Annotated in this window: 6 protein-coding genes; all 6 read right to left on the bottom strand. The window is 71.3% G+C overall.

The window, feature by feature from the left end:
- Positions 1 to 38: 38 nt before the first annotated feature.
- Positions 39 to 839, bottom strand: coding sequence for an aminoglycoside N(3)-acetyltransferase (locus ACFP1K_RS16305; protein WP_380753433.1), 801 nt, complete (start codon positions 837 to 839; stop codon positions 39 to 41).
- 87 nt (positions 840 to 926) lie between these two features.
- Positions 927 to 3,146, bottom strand: coding sequence for an FxsB family cyclophane-forming radical SAM/SPASM peptide maturase (locus ACFP1K_RS16300; protein WP_380753430.1), 2,220 nt, complete (start codon positions 3,144 to 3,146; stop codon positions 927 to 929).
- A 694-nt stretch (positions 3,147 to 3,840) separates the two neighbouring features.
- The gene (locus tag ACFP1K_RS16295; RefSeq protein ID WP_380753427.1) at positions 3,841 to 5,178 is read right to left on the bottom strand and encodes a sensor histidine kinase; all 1,338 of its coding nucleotides are present in this window, start codon (positions 5,176 to 5,178) and stop codon (positions 3,841 to 3,843) included.
- Between the two features lie 9 nt (positions 5,179 to 5,187).
- Positions 5,188 to 5,841, bottom strand: a complete 654-nt coding sequence (locus tag ACFP1K_RS16290; RefSeq protein WP_380753424.1) for a response regulator transcription factor — start codon at positions 5,839 to 5,841, stop codon at positions 5,188 to 5,190.
- A gap of 140 nt (positions 5,842 to 5,981) precedes the next feature.
- The gene (locus tag ACFP1K_RS16285) at positions 5,982 to 6,515 is read right to left on the bottom strand and encodes a hypothetical protein (protein ID WP_380753421.1); all 534 of its coding nucleotides are present in this window, start codon (positions 6,513 to 6,515) and stop codon (positions 5,982 to 5,984) included.
- 210 nt (positions 6,516 to 6,725) lie between these two features.
- Positions 6,726 to 17,246 carry a non-ribosomal peptide synthetase gene (locus ACFP1K_RS16280; RefSeq protein WP_380753418.1) on the bottom strand — a complete coding sequence of 3,507 codons (10,521 nt, stop codon included), beginning with the start codon at positions 17,244 to 17,246 and terminating at the stop codon, positions 6,726 to 6,728.
- Positions 17,247 to 17,261: the final 15 nt, after the last annotated feature.

Here is a 17,261-nt window from a genome sequence, read left to right as displayed (position 1 = left end):
CACTGGGCAACCGTCTTCCCTATGAGATCACACCAGCCTCACCGTATCCCATCATATGATGATATCGAGGCACCTACGTTGAGCCGGTTCCGCCGAAGCCACGACTCGGCGAAGTCCACAGCCTCCACAAGGGAGAAACAGCGACTGTCGGCGTCTCCGACCCTTCCCTTGACAACGGGTACAGAACCTTCCATCTCCAGGCCACACTCGCCGAAATCGCGATCATCAAGCACGACATCCTCGTACTGCCACCAACGAGGCCCACTATGCGTTTCGATCATACAGCCATATACAGTACGCGGAGGTGACGGACTGTAACGGTATTCGGCCAGGTGAAAAGCCGTACAACTCTCGTAAGCGACCCCCAGCAGCAAAACTTGAGCCTTCTTCATATAAAGCTTGGCAAGTGGCGAACTCTCTCCTAAATGATCCGCTGGATCATGATCCGACATCAGCAGCCGAGCCGCCGGCCCGAGTGCGGCAAAGGATGTCTGTGGGTGTCTGCTCCGCACGGCGCCCGGCTGACTGCGCACCCGCTCGGTGAGCAACCCGCATTCGATCGACGGGGTCGTCTCCGCGTCGAAGGGAGGAAGACACGCGCGATACTCCAGCAGGTCACTCGGTGTCATCCCCCGGGTACGGTTGGCATGTACCCTGGAGGTGTCCGAGTTCGACGAGGTGAAGGTAGGCACGACCAGCGTGCCTTCGGGTCCGATAACCTCTCGCAACGACGCCAGAACCGTCCCCACACCATCTACGACCCGGCCGAGACGTCGCAGCGACGCATGCACGAGCACGACGTCCCCACTGTGGATGTCCATCGCGCGCAGTTCGGCCACCAGAGACTCTCTGGTAAGCGCCGTACGGGCCTCTCCGTATCGGCCCGGCGGCGTGGCTGGAGGTGTTGGACCACGCTGGACCACGGGTCAGCCTGATTCGCGTATCGGAGCCGCCGAGCCTGACAGGCCGTTCCTCTCCAAACGGGCTGCTGCCGCGGCGCACATGCCATGGAGGAATTCCCGGCCGATGTCGGGCAATGGCTGCTCGGCGAGTTCCCGCAAAGTATCCTGCACATCCCGGAGCGCAGTGTCCGCAACCGATTGGCCCAGGAAGTCCACCACCGCGAGGCGGCCATGTGCCTGCTGGAGCCTTTCCGTGACACGCGCGTCCCGGCCTGTGAGGTCGAACATCGCCTGCAGGGCCCTCAACTGGCCGGATCTCAATCCGCCGACCATGAGCATCGCCATGGTTTCCGCGTCCGGCGGCTCCGGCACGGCGATCGCACCGTAGGCGTCCCGGCTGGTCACGACGCGTACCGCTTTGTCGGCAAGCGGAGTCATGACGCGAAGCCCGGCGCGAACGGCGGCGGCCTGATCAGGGTACTTGTTGCGCAGCAACTCCCAGGCCACACCGAAGAGCCACTGCCACCGGGCGAATTCGTCTTCTGTAAGCCGGTCGCTGACCGGGGCCTCGTAGCACGCCCGATGAGGGTCGACATCGTCGAGAGGCAGTGAGATCCCATCGGCGACCAGCACCCGCAGGGGCTCCCAGTTCGCACTCGCCTGACTGTGACGGCGCCCGGCCGCGCCCACTTCGAAGACCCCGTCCGCGGTCTCGACGAGGGCTGAGGTCACATCGCCCACACGCATCCGCCCGAGGGTGGGTAGATGCACCAGGCCGCCGGAGACCGGAACCGCGATCGTCAGCGGTTCGCCGGCGTGGATGGCTATAGCCGCGGCCACGCCTGCGAGTTGCCCGGGTCCCGCATGGAGCGGCCGGTCAAGCTCTGCCCAAGCCGACGCCCAGGACCGGACGTAGGGATGCTCCAGAACCTCGTCGGCGATCTTCTGGTGTTCACGCCGCAAGCGAGCGAAGATCTCCCAGGACGCGCTGTCACCGGTCGCCTGGACCTTGGTGTGCACCGCACGCCGGGTCAGGCTGAGTTGCGGGGCACGAAGTCTCTCGGCCTCCTGCGAGCCCCCCTCGGCACCCGCGAGGACACGCAGGGCAGAGAGCGGGAACATATGGGGACGGCCGATCGTCTCCTGTTCCACGTGAGGAATCAGTTTGAACAGGTCAGAGCAGTAGACGGAAGGATTGGCGAAGTCCGTTCCGGTCCGATACCGATGCGCGTACAACCCGCCACCGCAGCTGGTAACCAACGGGCATTCCTGACATTCCCGGGCCAGCATGCTCGCATCGCCCAGACGGCCCCCCACACCCGGATACCGTGCGGCCTCGTTCAGAGATTGGTCGAAGACATTCATCCCCATCGCGGGGGCGCCGTCGTAAGCAATCTTGAGCGAGTCGGCTTGCTCGTAGGTGCCGTCTGCCTCGATCACCACTAGATCGCTGGGTTTCAGCCCTAAGGACTCCGTCTTGCTGCCGGTCCCCATGGCCACCGAGGCAATCGAGTCGAACAGCCTGATCGCGATGGGCCTGCCGTCCGAGACCCATTGGTCATAAATTTTGATCAACCAGTCCGCGTAGGCCGTGCCACCCGCCACCCAGTGCGGTGGCGGCCGGTCCCATGTCGCGTGGGGCAGCAGGAAATCGATGCGCGGCGGCTCGAGCGCGAGAAGCGCCGTGTACACCGCCACCGGGTCGTTCAGTATGTCCACCGTACACAGCACGCCGGCGTACAACTGCGGATACCGCTCACGTAGCAGATTGATCGCTTTGAGGACGTGGTCATAGCTGCTGCGCCCGTTCGCGTACAACCGGTGCCGATCGTTGGCGACTCGGTCGCCGTCCAGCGAAATGCCCACCTTGACGTTCGCGGCGTCGAACACCTCGCAGAACTCTTCGCTGAGCAGAACGCCGTTGGTGTGAATCCGGAGGTCCAGCACCGAGACTCCGTCGAGAGCCAGTTCGAGCTCCTCGGCGAAGCGTTTCAGACGGGACGGACCTGCCAGAAGAGGTTCACCTCCGTGCATGATTACATGAACGACTTCCAGGCGATGCTCTCTGGCGTGGTCCGCGATCCTCTCCGCTATGTGGGCGACCGTCCGGTCGGACATGAACCGGGGCTGCTTACGCCACCCTTGATCAGCGTGCTCGTAAACGTAACAATGGTCGCAGGCCAGATCACATCTGCTCGCGACCTTGATAACGAACTCACGGAACGGCCGAATGGTGCCATTCATAGCGGATTGATCACATCATATAGACGAATTGAAGGAGACCTCGGACGGCTTGCCCCCCCCGAACGGCTCCGGAATTTCATCCGCCACTAGCGTCAATACATTCTGGTCGATGGGCATAAACGTCAACCGTTCTGGAGTGCTGGATAGAAAGGAAGTCGGTCGGTGCCGAATGATTGCGGTCAATGGTGCTTGCGCCGCGTTTCGCCACCAACTACGATGCGAGACCCTAGCGTAGGGCATAGACCACCCGGATGACCACCCTGCTTGATGTGCCATGCCCCCCTCATTGCGCAGGCCATACCAGCTCTCTTGAGGTCAGCCTCAACCTCCCCTCTAGCAACAGACCTTCAAATATAAAATGTGCCCGTTTGACCGGTTCTGCGGTTTTCGATGAAGCATCCGCGAGGTTGGCTTTCACTACCGATATCGGTGGGATCAGCCCAGGGCCAGCTAGGCGGATGGCCCATGGAGCCACTCACCGATGAACTGGTCGGCGTGTCGCCGTCAGTCCCTATCGGTCAAAAGGCGATGTATGCCCTATAAGTGGACAGACGTCACAGTAACGACCAATCGGCGCCGCGCCGCCGCGCGCCGCCGACCAACGCATCTACCCGCACTCCCTTCCACGCGTGACGACTTTCATTGCGCCGACTTGATTTCTGGGAACCATTAATTCCTGACTCCCGCGGCCCGGTCAGGCGCTGTGTACTGGCAGGCGTTGCATCCGGGGGGAAACGCAGGCGGGGAAGATAACCTGAATGAAGAGGCCACCGGCTGGTTGGGTGCGGGCTTCTATGGTGGCGTGGTGGGCTTCGGCTATCGCTTGGACTATGGAAAGGCCGAGGCCTAGGCCTTCTTCGCGGCTGGTACGTTCGGATTCCAGGCGTTGGAAGGGTTTGAAAAGTCGTTCCAGGGCGGCGGGGGGGAGTTTGGGGCCGGTGTTCGCGACACTGATGACGGGGCATGGGCCGTTCATCGTTGTTCTTATTTCCAGGGTGCCTTGGGGGGTGTTGTGGCGGAGGGCGTTGTCTATGAGGTTGGTTATCAGGCGTTCGGCCAGGCGGGGGTCGCCGGAGGTGGGGGCGGGGGTCAGGTGGGTGTGGAGGGTCAGGCCTCGGGATTCGGCTTCGGGGGAGCGGGTGGTGAGGACCTGGGCGGTTAGGGCGGCGAGGTCGAAGGGTTCGCGGGTTTCGAAGCCGCCTTGGCTGCGGGCCAGGGTGAGGAGGGCCTCGATCACGCGTTCCTGCTGGGAGCCGGCGACCAGGACGCGGTGGTGGGCCTCGCGGAGGGAGTCCAGGGTGGCGTCGGGGTCGGAGACGGCCAGTTGGGAGAGGACGCGCTGGCGGGCCAGGGGGGTGCGGAGTTCGTGGGAGACGTTGGCGATGAACTGGCGGTGGGCCTGGAAGGAGGATTCGAGGCGGGCCAGGAGTTCGTCGAAGGTGTCGCCCAGTTCCTTGAGTTCGTCGTCGGGGCCGGGGAGGGCCAGGCGGCGGTGGAGGTCGGTGGCGGAGATGTCGCGGGCGGCGGAGGTGACGGTGCGCAGGCGGCCGAGGACGCGGCCGGCGATGACCCAGCCGAGGGCGACCGAGACCACGGCCATGACGGCCAGGGCGATGCCGGACTGGGCCAGCAGTGCGTTCATGTTGTCGGCGCGTTGCTGGAGGGCGCGGGACTGGAGGAGCTGGATCTGCTTGTCCAGCTGGGACGCGGAGAGCTGGGGTCCGCCCTGCGTGGGGTGCTCGGGGCGCTGGCCCGGGGGGAGGCCGTCGATGCTGCCGCTGAGGCCGTTGGCGCCCTGGTAGGAGACGGCGCCCTGGGTGGCGTGGCTGACCAGAGCGTAGTTCAGGGTGAGCAGGCCGGCGCCGGAGATCAGGAACAGGCCGCCGAAAAGCATCGTCAGCCGGAGCCGCACCGTGCGGCGGGGCATGCGTAACCCGCTCGCCGGCCGCCGCGGGACACCGGTGGCCGTCGCGCCGGGGCCGGTCGGGCGGTTCTGGTCGCCGGGGGCGTTGGGGGCGGTCGCGCCGGTCATGACGCCTCCTCAGATGCGGTAGCCCGACTTGGCGACGGTCTGGATCAGCGGGGGGTCGCCCAGTTTTGTGCGCAACCTGCTGACGGTGATTTTCACGGCGTTGGTGAAGGGGTCCGCGTTCTCGTCCCACACCCGTTCGAGCAGTTCTTCGGCGGAGACGGCGCGGCCCTGGGCGGCGAGCAGTAGTTCGAGGACGCCGAACTCCTTGTGGGCCAGCTGGAGCTTGCGGCCGGCGCGGTGGACCACCCGCTGGGAGGCGTCGAGCACCAGGTCGCCGCGGCGCAGCACGGGAGGGTGGGCGGGCTGGGTGCGGCGGGCCAGGGCACTGATGCGGGCCACCAGGACGGGGAAGTCGAACGGCTTGGCCAGGTAGTCGTCGGCGCCCAGACCGAGGCCGCCGACCATGTCCTCGGTGGTGGAGGCGGCGGTGAGCATCAGCACGCGGCTGCGGCAGCCGGCCTTGATCAGCTCGGTGCAGACGTCGTCACCGTGCATCCCGGGCAGGTCCCGGTCCAGGACGATCACGTCGTAGTCGTTGATCAGGGCCCGTTCGAGCCCGCTCGGCCCGTCCAGCGCGATGTCGACCGCCATCTGCGCCCGCCGCAGCCCGACCCCGACCGCCCGTGCCATCTCCTCGTCGTCCTCGACGACCAGCACCCGCACCGCCCCGCTCCTCTCCACGTCCGATGGCTCATCGAACAAAGGGGTCCGTCATCAGTCTGCCCGACCCGCCGCCGGAGCGAACGAACGCCGTGCCGGCCTGGGGAGGCCGGGCACGGCGGGCGTTCCGCTGCGCAGGCGGTCTACGGGCGCTTCTCGATCCGCGGGCCACCGGCGACCTCGGCCAGGATGGGCTGGCACTTCTGGTCGGCGGCCTTGAAGACCGGGCCCATCGGGTCCACGCCGAGGGTGTCGCCGTTGATGTCGATGCCGCCGTCCGGGTTGGGGTCCGGGAACTTCGGCACGCCGTTCTCCCGCATGCACTTGGCGTACTTCACCTGCGCGGCGCCGACGGCGGCCGCGTTGGGCGGCGGCGCGCCACCCTGGGGCAGCAACGGCTTGCACGCGTCGTCCGCCGCCTTGTACTGCGCCGAGTTGCTGTTCAACTCGTTGCCGTTGAGATCCAGCTTGCCCTGCGCGTTCGGGTCGGGGAAGTTGGTGATTCCCTTCTCACGCATGCACTTGGCATAGGCCAGCGTGCTGCCGCCACCAGGAGGGCCCGCGGGGGGCGCGGAGGACGCGGCGGGCGCGTTGTTCGGCGCGGCGGCCACCTTCTTGCCGCTGTCCGGAGACCCGCCACACCCACTCGCCAGCATCACCACAGCGGCGAGCCCCACCAGGGAACTGGCCAGCGACCGGGTGCGCCAAAGCCGAGCGACGCCTCCCCCGCCACGGCCGTGACCAGAAATTCCGTGCATGTCCTTCGCCGCCTCTCATCGAGATCTTCTTTATTCGGTTCATTACGACCGCGGTTGTTTCTCACTGCCGGGCCGCTGGATACGAAGCTACGGCGCAGGGGGTTTCGCAGAGGTATCACCAATAGCGCGTCAACCCGCGATTTCGAGCTTCTCCGAAATAACGTGCGCGACCTGCGCGAGCGGTTCGGCCGTCATCATCCGGCGGTGGTCGCAGTCGACCGAGTGGGTCTCGACGACGCCTCGCACGTACGGCTCCCAGGCCCGCGGCGCGTCCTGCGCGGACAGCAGCTCGGGGCGTCCGCGCAGCGCCACGAACAGCAGCAGGTCGCCGTCGAAGACGTCGGGTGTGTAGTCCTGGAGCAGCCGCATGTTGTTCTCCACCACCCGCTGGACGGCGGACATGGTCTCGCCGGCCGCGCCGGGGGGTTCCGGGCCGTCGCCCTGGATGTGCAGCACCATGTCGTCGCCCGGCGTCAGCGCGCCGAACGCCGCCTCGGCGCCCGCGTCCGATCCGGCCTGGGGAGCCGCGTCCTCGGTCCTGGTGATCTCCCGGGTGGGGTAGCCGTCCAGGACGGCGAGCATGGCGACGGTGCCGCCCTCGCGCCGGATCCGGGTCGCGACGGCATGGGCGATCACCCCGCCGAGCGACCAGCCGACCAGGTGGTACGGCCCCTCGGGCCGCACCGAGCGGATCAGCTCCAGGTACTCGCCCGCCATCTGCTCGATGCTGTCCGGCAGCGGCTCGTCGCCCGTGAGCCCGGCCGCCTGCACGCCGTAGAGGGCGCGCCCGGACGGCAGGTGGTTCACCAGGCCCGCGTAGTGCCAGCTCAGCCCGCCGCCGGAGTGCATGCAGAACAGCGGCGCGTCCTCGCCGTCACGCAGCCGCAGGATCCTCGCGTACTCCTCCACCGCGTCGGCGGCGTCGCCCAGCGCGAGGGCGACGGCGGCGACGGTCGGCCCGGCGAACAGCTGCCTGATGGTGACCCCGGTGCCGAGCACCGACCTGACGCGCTCGATCAGCCGCATCGCCAGCAGCGAGTCCCCGCCGAGCTCGAAGAACGAGTCCTCCGCGCCCACGTGGTCCAGGCCGAGCGCCTCGGCGAACAGGTCGCACAGCACGGCCTCGATCGCGTTGTCAGGGCCCCGGCTGTGCCGCCGCTGGTCGGGCGCGGGCAGCGCCGCGCGGTCCAGCTTGCCGTTCACCGTGATGGGCAGGGACGCGAGCGGCACCACCGCGGACGGCACCAGGTAGTCGGGCAGCCGCGCGGCGGCGAACTCGCGCAGCGCGCCGGCGTCCACCGTGTCGCGCGCGGGGACGACGTAGGCGACCAGCCGCCTGGCCCCCGGCCGGTCCTCCCTGGCCACCACCGCGACCTGGCCGACGCTCTCGTGCGCGGCCAGTACGGCCTCAACCTCGCCCGGCTCGATGCGGAAGCCGCGGATCTTCACCTGGCCGTCGGCCCGCCCGGCGAACACCAGCTCGCCGTCGGGCGACCAGCGCGCCAGGTCGCCGGTGCGGTACATCCGCTCCCCCGGCGCCATCGGGCACGCCACGAAGCGCTCGGCCGTGAGGCCCGCCCGGCCGGCGTAGCCGCGGGCCAGCCCGGCGCCGGAGATGTACAGCTCGCCGATGACGCCGGACGGCAGCGGGTGCAGGTACTCGTCCAGCACGTAGGTGGCGCTGTTGTCCATCGGGCGGCCGAGCGGCACGTTGGCCGGGACCGCGCCGCCGTCGGTGAAGGGCAGCTGGGTGGTGAACGCGGTCGTCTCGGTCGGCCCGTACGTGGTGCGGACCACCAGCCCCGGGTGCGCGTCCAGCAGCGCGCGGACCGCGGACGCGGGGACCACGTCGCCGCCGGTGGACACCTCGCGGACGCCGGCGAAGATCTGCGGGGACTCCTCGGCGAGCACGCCGAACAGCCCGGCCGTCATGTGGACGTTGGTCACGCCGTGCTCGGCGATCAGCCGGCCGCGCTCGGCGGCGCCGGCGTGGCCCGCGGGCATCACGACCAGGCTGCCGCCGTGCGCGAACGGCACCCAGATCTCGTACGTGGAGGCGTCGAAGGCGTGGTTGGCCTGTACCAGCACCCGTTCCACCACGTCCCCGCTCCAGCTGCGGTCCAGCACGAAGCCCACGACGTTCTCGTGGGTCACCGCGACGCCCTTGGGGGTGCCGGTGGAGCCGGAGGTGTACATGACGTACGCCAGGTGGCCGGGCCGCAGGGCCACCCGCTCGGGCGGGGAAGGCGGGCACAGGGCCATCTCGGTGACGGAGTCCTCCCACACCACGCCTTCCACGCCGTGCGGCAGCACGCCCGCGGTGGCCCGGCCGCACACGACCAGGGCGGGGGCGGCGTCGGCCAGCATGAACGCGATCCGGTCGGCGGGGTAGCCGGGGTCCACCGGTACGTAAGCGGCGCCCGCCTTGACGATGCCGAGCAGCACCACCAGCAGGTCGGCCGAGCGGTCCATGACGACGCCGACCCGGTCGTCCGGCCCGACGCCCCTGCCGATCAGCCAGTGCGCGACGCGGTTGGCCAGGCCGTCGGCCTGGGCGTAGGTCAGGGAGACGCCGGGCGCGGTGACGGCCACCGCGTCCGGGGTGCGGTCGACCTGGCGGCGGAACAGCTCGGGCAGGGTGCGGACCGGGAGCGGCGTCACCTCGCCGTTCGACTCGGTGAGGACGGCCTGTCGCTCGGCGGCGTCCAGCAGGTCGAGGCCGCCGACGCGCACGGCGGGGTCGGCGCCGACCTGTTCGAGGACGCGGACCAGGCGGGCGGACAGCGAGAGGGCCGTCGCCTCGTCGAACAGGTCGGTGGCGTACTCGATGGTGCCGCCGATGCCGTCCGGCGCGCCGCCGGCGTCGCGGTGCTCGCCGAGTGTGACCGACAGGTCGAAGCGGGCGGCCACCGCGTCGTCGGCCCGGACGGGTTCCACGCTCAGGCCGGGGAGGTCCCAGCCGCCCTCGGCGGGGCCGTCGCCGTGCAGGGCCAGCATGACCTGGAACAGCGGGTGCCGGGCGAGCGAGCGGGCGGGGTTGAGTTCCTCGACGAGCCGTTCGAAGGGAACGTCCTGGTTGGCGTACGCGGCGAGGTCGGTCTCGCGGACCCGGCCCAGCAGTTCGGCGAACGTGGGGTCGCCGCTCGCGTCCGTGCGCAGGACCAGCGTGTTGACGAAGAACCCGGCCAGGTCGTCCAGGGCGGCGTCCCCGCGGCCAGCGACGGCGGTGCCGACGGGGATGTCGGTGCCCGCGCCGAGGCGGGTCAGCAGCATGACCAGGGCGGCCTGCACGGCCATGAACATCGTGGCCGACTCCCGCCGCGCCACCTCGGCCAGCGCGGCGTGCGCCTCCGGGGACAGCCGCACCGGGACCGCGCCGCCCCGGAAGGACGCCACCGCCGGGCGGCCGCGGTCGGCGGGCAGCACGAGCTCCTCGGGCAGGCCGTCCAGCGCGGTGCGCCAATGGTCGAGCTGAGCGCCGATCAGGCTGTCCGAGTCGGACAGGTCGCCGAGCACCTCGCGCTGCCAGAGCGCGTAGTCGGCGTACTGCACCGGCAGGGGCCGCCAGTCCGGGACGGCCCCTGCCTGGCGTGCGGCGAAGGCGGTCCGCAGGTCCCGGGCGAGCACCCCCACCGACCAGCCGTCCAGCGCGATGTGGTGGGCCACAATCAGCAGCACGTACTCGCCGCCTGACTCGGTGCCGGACGTACCGCCCGGTTCGATGTCGTCCGCGGACCCCATGCCGGAGCCGGACGGCAGGACCAGTAGTTCGGTGCGCCACGGCAGTTCGCGGGCGAGGTCGAAGCCGCGGCCCGCCGTGTCCGCCAGCGCGGCGGGCAGTTCCCCGGGCGTGACCTTCCGTACGGTCAGGGCGGGCCTGCTGTCCGGGCCGGTCAGGATCTCCTGCCGGGGGACTCCCGCCGTCTCGGGGAAGATCGTGCGGAGGGTCTCGTGGCGGTCGGCGACGTCGCCGAGGGCGGCCTCCAGGGCGGTGACGTCCAGGGTGCCGGTGAGGCGGAGGGCGAGGGGCATGTTGTACGCGGCGCCCGCGCCGGCCTCCTCCATGCGGTTGAGGAACCACATGCGCTGCTGGCCGAACGACAAGGGCACCACGTCGGGGCGTTCCCTGGCGACCAGCCCGGCGCGGGCGACGCCCCGCTCGCCCTCGACCAGCCGGGCGAGGCCCGCGACGGTCGGCGCGCCGAACACCTCACGGATGTTGACCTCGGCGTCCAGCACGGCGCGGATCCGGGCGATCAGCCGCATCGCAAGCAGCGAGTCCCCGCCGAGCTCGAAGAACGACACCTCGGCGGCCACCCGGTCGGCGCCGAGCACCTCGGCGAACAGCCCGGCCAGCACCTCCTCCATCGGGGTCGCCGGGCCACGGGCATCGCCGGCCCCGAACTCCGGCGCGGGCAGCGCGGCCCGGTCCAGCTTGCCGTGCACGGTCACCGGCAGCTCCGCCAGCGGCACCACGGCGGCGGGCACCATGTAGTCCGGCAGCAACTCGCCGAGGAAGCGGCGCAGCTCGGCGCCGTCCACGACGCCGCCCGGTTCGGCGGGCACGACGTAGGCGACCAGGCGCTTGACGCCGGGCTGGTCCTCGCGGGCGATCACCGCCGCCTGGCCGACCCGTTCGTGCCTGGCGAGGATCGTCTCGATCTCGCCGGGCTCGACGCGGAAGCCGCGGATCTTCACCTGGTCGTCGGCCCGCCCGCCGAACACGAGGTTCCCCTCGGACGTCCACCGCGCCAGGTCCCCGGTGCGGTACATCCGGCCGCCGGACGCCGGCGGGAACGGGCAGGCGACGAACCGTTCCGCGGTCAGCCCGGCCCGCCCGTCGTACCCCCGGGCGAGGCCGGACCCGGCAACGTACAGCTCGCCGGTCACCCCCGGCGGCACCGGGTGCAGGAACTCGTCCAGGACGAAGGCGCGGGTGTTCTCCCGCGGCCCGCCGATCGGCAGCACGGCCGGGGGCGCCTCGCCGGGCCGGACCACGTACGTCGTGGCGCACAGCGTCGACTCGGTCGGCCCGTACAGGTGCCGGATCCGCAGCCCCGGGCACGCATCGAGGACCCGGCCCACCGACCCGGCCGGGACGACGTCGCCGCCGGTCAGCACCTCGGTGAGGCGCCGCAGCGACCCGGGCGCCTGCTCGGCCAGCACGCCGAACAGGCCCGCCGTGACGTGCACCACCGACAGCTCGTGCGCCTCGATCAGCTCGCCGAGGGCCGCCGCGTCCACCACCCCGGCGGGCGCGACCACGACCGTGCCGCCGTGCACCAGCGGCACCCACAGCTCGTAGGTGGAGGCGTCGAAGGCGTGCGGCGCGTGCATCAGCACCCGGTCCCCGGCGCCGACCGACCAGCCGCCGTCGGTCACCAGGCCGCAGACACCGCCGTGGGTGGCCACGATGCCCTTGGGCGTGCCGGTCGAGCCCGAGGTGAACATCACGTACACCGAGGAGTGCGCCGGCACCTCGGCGCCGACCGGCCAGGTGGGCGACTCGGCCACCTCTTCGACCACCGCCGGGTCATCCCACAGCAGCCATTCCAGCCCGAACCCTCCGCCGCCCGCGAGCACACGGGGCGCACCCGCCGTGACCACGGCGACCTCGGTGAGCAGGGACGCGGTGTCCCGGGTGCAGACGACGACCTCGGGGCCGGCGTCGGCGAGGATGTAGGCGATCCGCTCGGCCGGGTACGCCGGGTCCACCGGCACGTACGCCGCGCCCGCCTTCACCACGCCGAGCAGCAGCACCACCAGGTCCACCGAGCGGTCCATCACCACGCCGACGCGGCTCTCCGGGCCGACACCCCGGCCGGCCAGCCAGTTCGCCACGCGGTCGGCCCGCTCGTCCAGCTCGGCGTAGGTGAGCCGCGTCCCGTCCCCGGTCACGGCGACGGCGTCCGGGGTGCGGTCCGCCTGCGCCTCGAACAGCGCGGCCAGCGACGTGGCCGCCCGCGGTCGCGCGGTGGCGTTCCAGGTCTCCACGACCCGGCGCCGCTCCATGTCGTCGAGCACGTCCAGGCCGCTGACGCGCACCTGGGGGTCGGCCGCGATCTGGGTGAGCACGCGGGCGAGTCGGGCGGCGAGGGCGGTGGCGGTGGGCTCGTCGAACAGGTCGGTGGCGTAGAGCAGGCCGCCGTGGATCCCCGCGGGCTCTCCCCGCTCGTCGCGGTGCTCGGCGAGGGTCAGGGACAGGTCGAAGCGGGCGGCGAGGTTCTCGTCGGCGGGCATGGGGCGCACGTCCAGGCCGGGCAGGTCCCAGGCCGCGCCCGTCCGGGGCAGGTTCTGCAGGACCAGCATGATCTGGAACAGGGGGTGCCTGGCCAGGGAACGCTCGGGGTTGAGGTCGTCCACCAGGCGTTCGAACGGCAGGTCCTGGTGGGCGTACGCGGCCAGGTCGGTGTCCCGCACGCGGGCCAGCAGCTCGGTGAACGTCGGGTCGCCCGCCGTGTCGGTGCGCAGCACCAGCGTGTTGACGAAGAACCCGACCAGGTTCTCCAGGGCGCTGTCTCCGCGCCCGGCGACGACGGTGCCGACGGGGATGTCGGTGCCCGCGCCGAGGCGGGCCAGCAGCATCGCGAGGGCGGCCTGCACGACCATGAACATCGTCGCCGAGCCGTGCTGGGCGGTCTCCACCAGCGCGGCGTGTGCCTGCGGGCCGACCTCGACGGGGACGGACGCGCCCTGGTAGGACGCGACGGCGGGGCGGGTGCGGTCCGCCGGGAGGGTCAGCTCCTCCGGCAGGGCCGCGAGGGCGTCGCGCCAGTAGCCGAGCTGCTCGGTGATGAGGCTGCCCGGGTCGTCCAGCTCGCCGAGCACCTCGCGCTGCCACAGCGCGTAGTCGGCGTACTGCACCGGCAGGGCGTCCTGGCCCGGCTCACCGCGCAGCCGGGCGCCGTACGCGGCGCGCAGGTCCCCGGCGAGCACGCCCATCGACCAGCCGTCCACGGCGATGTGGTGCGCGACGATCATCAGTACATGCTCGGTGGCGGACAGCGCGAGCAGCTCGGCCCGCCAGGGCAGGTCGCACGTCAGGTCGAACCCCCGGTTGGCGATGTCCGCCATGGCCGGGGACAGCTCCGCGGCGGTGACGGCCCGCACCGGCAGACCGGGACGTCCCCGCTCCTCCTCCAGGGTCACCTGCCGGGGCACCCCGCCGGTCTGCGGGAAGACCGTCCGCAGCACCTCGTGCCGCTCCGCGACGTCCCCCAGCGCGGCCTCCAGCGCCGCCACGTCCAGTTCCCCGGTCAGCCGCAGCGCCAGCGGCACGTTGTAGGCGGCCCCTCCCCCGGCCTCCTCCAGCCGGTTGAGGAACCACATCCGCTGCTGCCCGTACGACAACGGCACCTCATCCGGCCGCCTCCTGACCACCACCCCCGGCCGCACCAGCGCGGCCGCCTCCGCCCCCACCGACGGCGCCAGCCCCGCCACGGTCGGCGCGCCGAAGAGCTCCCTGATCCCGACCTCGACCCCCAGCTCCTCGCGAATCCGCGCGATCAGCCGCATGGCCAGCAACGAATCCCCACCGATGTCGAAGAACGACTCCTCCACCCCCACCTCGGAAAGCCCCAGCACCTCCCCGAACAGCGCAGCCAACGCCACCTCGGCGGCGGTCTCCGCCCCCCGGCCCCCGCTCCCCGCGAAGTCCGGCACCGGCAACGCGGCTTTGTCGAGCTTCCCGTTGACCGTCATCGGCAACGCGTCCAGCACCACCACCGAGGCCGGCACCATGTAGTCCGGCAGGCTCTCCCCCGAGAACTCCCGCAACTCGGCCGCGTCAACCCCGCGGCGGTCCACCGGGACCACGTACGCCACCAGGCGTTTCACGCCGGGCTGGTCCTCGCGGGCGAGTACCGCGACCTGGGCGACGGACGGGTGTGCGGCCAGCGCCGCCTCGATCTCGGCGGGCTCCACGCGGAAGCCGCGGATCTTCACCTGGTCGTCGGCGCGGCCGGCGAAGACCAGGTCGCCGCCGGGTGTCCGGCGCACGAGGTCGCCGGTGCGGTACATCCGGCCGCCGGGGCAGGCGACGAAGCGCTCGGCGGTGAGGGCGGGGCGGCCGGCGTAGCCGCGGGCCAGGCCCGCGCCCTCGACGTACAGCTCGCCGACCACGCCGGGCGGGACCGGCTGGAGGTACTCGTCCAGGACGTGGACGCGGGAGTTCCAGACGGGGCCGCCGATCGGCACCGTGGACGAGCCCTGGAGGAGGGACAACGAGCCGGTCATGGTCGCGCAGACCGTCGTCTCGGTGGGGCCGTAGGCGTTGATCAGGGAGACGCGGCCGGACCACTCGGTGACCAGGGCGGGTGGGCAGGCCTCACCGGCGACGATGACCGTGCGGACGCAGGACGGAAGCCAGGTCGCGCCCGCGAGGACCGAGGGCGGCAGGGTCACGTGGGTGACGGCGTGGTCGGCGAGCAGGTCCTCGACGCGGCCGAAGGGAGGCATGCGGTCGGCGGGGGCCACGACCAGGGCGGCGCCGGACGTCAGGGCCATGACCAGCTCCCAGACGGAGGCGTCGAACCCCAGCGCGGCGAACTGCAGGACCCGGGAGCCGACGCCGAGACCGAAGCGGTCGATCTGGCAGGCGGAGAGGGAGGCGAGACCGCGGTGCGAGACGACGACACCCTTGGGGACGCCGGTGGAGCCCGAGGTGTAGATGACGTACGCGGGGTGCGCCGGGCTCAGCGGCACGGCGGGGCCGGTGGCGGGTTGGCGGGCGACCCCGGCGGCGACCGCCGGATCGTCCCACACCACCCTGTCGGCGGCCCCGGTGAGCAGGTCCTCGGTCGCGCTCGTGCACACCACCAGGGCGGGCGCGGCGTCACCCATGACGAAGGCGATCCGCTCGGCGGGGTAGTTCGGGTCGACCGGCACATAGGCGGCCCCGGCCTTGAGGATGCCGAGCAGCACCACGACCAGCTCGGCGCCGCGTTCCATCAGCACCCCGACCCGGTCCTCGGGGCCGACCCCCTGGGAGACGAGCCAGCGCGCCACCCGGTCGGTCCGCCGGTCCAGCTCGGCGTAGGTGAGCGTCTCGGCCCCGACCAGCGCGATCTCGCCGGGGGTCCGCGCCACCTGGGCCCGGAACAGGCCGGGCAGCGTGGCGGGAGCGATCGCCCGGGGGGCGCCGCTCGCCTCCTCCAGCAGCAGGCGTTCGGCGTCCCCGAGCACGTCGACCCGGGCGATCCGCAGGCCGGGATCGGCCGCGACCTGCTCCAGCACGCGGATCAGCCGGGTGGCCAGGGTCAGCGCGGACGGCTCGTCGAACAGGTCGGTGGCGTACTGAAGGGTCCCGGCGAGCCCCGCCGGGGCGCCGTGCTCGTCGCGGAACTCCGACAGGTTCACCGACAGGTCGAACCGGGCGGCGACGTTCTCGTCCACCGGCATGGGCTCGACGGCGAGGCCCGGCACGTCCCAGGGGGTCTGCGCCCTCGGGACGTTCTGCAGGATCAGCATGGTCTGGAACAGCGGGTGCCGGGAAAGCGACCGCGCCGGGTTGAGCTCCTCCACCAGCCGCTCGAACGGCACGTCCTGGTGCGCGTACGCGGCGAGGTCGGTCTCCCTGACCCGGGCCAGGAGCTCGGTGAACGTCGGGTCGCCGCCGGTGTCGGTGCGCAGCACCAGCGTGTTGATGAAGAACCCGGCCAGGTCGTCCAGCGCGCTGTCCCCGCGCCCCGCGACGGCCGTCCCGATCGGGATGTCGGCACCCGCGCCGAGCCGATTCAGCAGCACCGCGAGCGCGGCCTGCACCACCATGAACATCGTGGCCGAGCCACGTTCGGCCACCTCGGCGAGAGCGGCGTGCGCGGCGGCGTCCAGCTCGACCGGCACCGAACGCCCCCGGTGGGAGGCGACCGCCGCACGCGGCCGGTCCACCGGCAGCGCCAGCTCCTCGGGCAGCCCCGCGAGCGCGTCGCGCCAGTAGCCGAGCTGCCCGCCGATCAGGCTGCCCGGGTCGCCCGGATCGCCCAGCACGTCCCGCTGCCAGAGCGCGTAGTCGGCGTACTGCACCGGCAGCGGCGCCCAGCCCGGGACGGCGCCCTGGTGACGGGCCTTGTAGGCGGACCACAGGTCGCGGGCGAGCACCCCCATGGACCACCCGTCCACCGCGATGTGATGCGCCACCAGCGCCAGCACGTGCTCGGTGCCGGAGAGGACGAACAGGTGGACCCGCCACGGCAGGTCGGCCCCCAGATCGAACCCCTCCTCGCCGGCGGCGGCCAGCAGCGCGGGCACCTCGGCCTCACCCGCCGTCCGCACCCGCAGCGCGGGCCGGGCGTCCGCCCCGTGCAGAATGTGCTGGCGCGGCACCCCACCGGTCTCCGGGAAAACGGTCCGCAGCGTCTCGTGCCGCTCGGCGACGTCCCCCAGCGCGACCTCCAGCGCGGCGACGTCCAGCTCCCCCCGCAGCCGCACCGAGAACGAGACGTTGTACGCCGCCCCCGCCCCCTGCTCCTCCAGCCGATTGAGGAACCACATCCGCCGCTGCCCGAACGACAGCGGCAAGACCTCGGGCCTCTCACGCACCACGACCCCGGCCCGCACCGCCCCGCCCCCACCGCCTTCGACCAGCCGAGCCAGCCCCGCGACGGTAGGCGCCCCGAACAACTCCCTGATATTGACCTCCGCCCCCAGCACCGCCCGGATCCGCAC

Source organism: Sphaerisporangium aureirubrum, assembly GCF_042658925.1.
In the GTDB taxonomy this organism is placed as follows: Bacteria; Actinomycetota; Actinomycetes; order Streptosporangiales; family Streptosporangiaceae; genus Sphaerisporangium; species Sphaerisporangium aureirubrum.
This window is presented reverse-complemented; position numbering and strand designations above follow the sequence as displayed.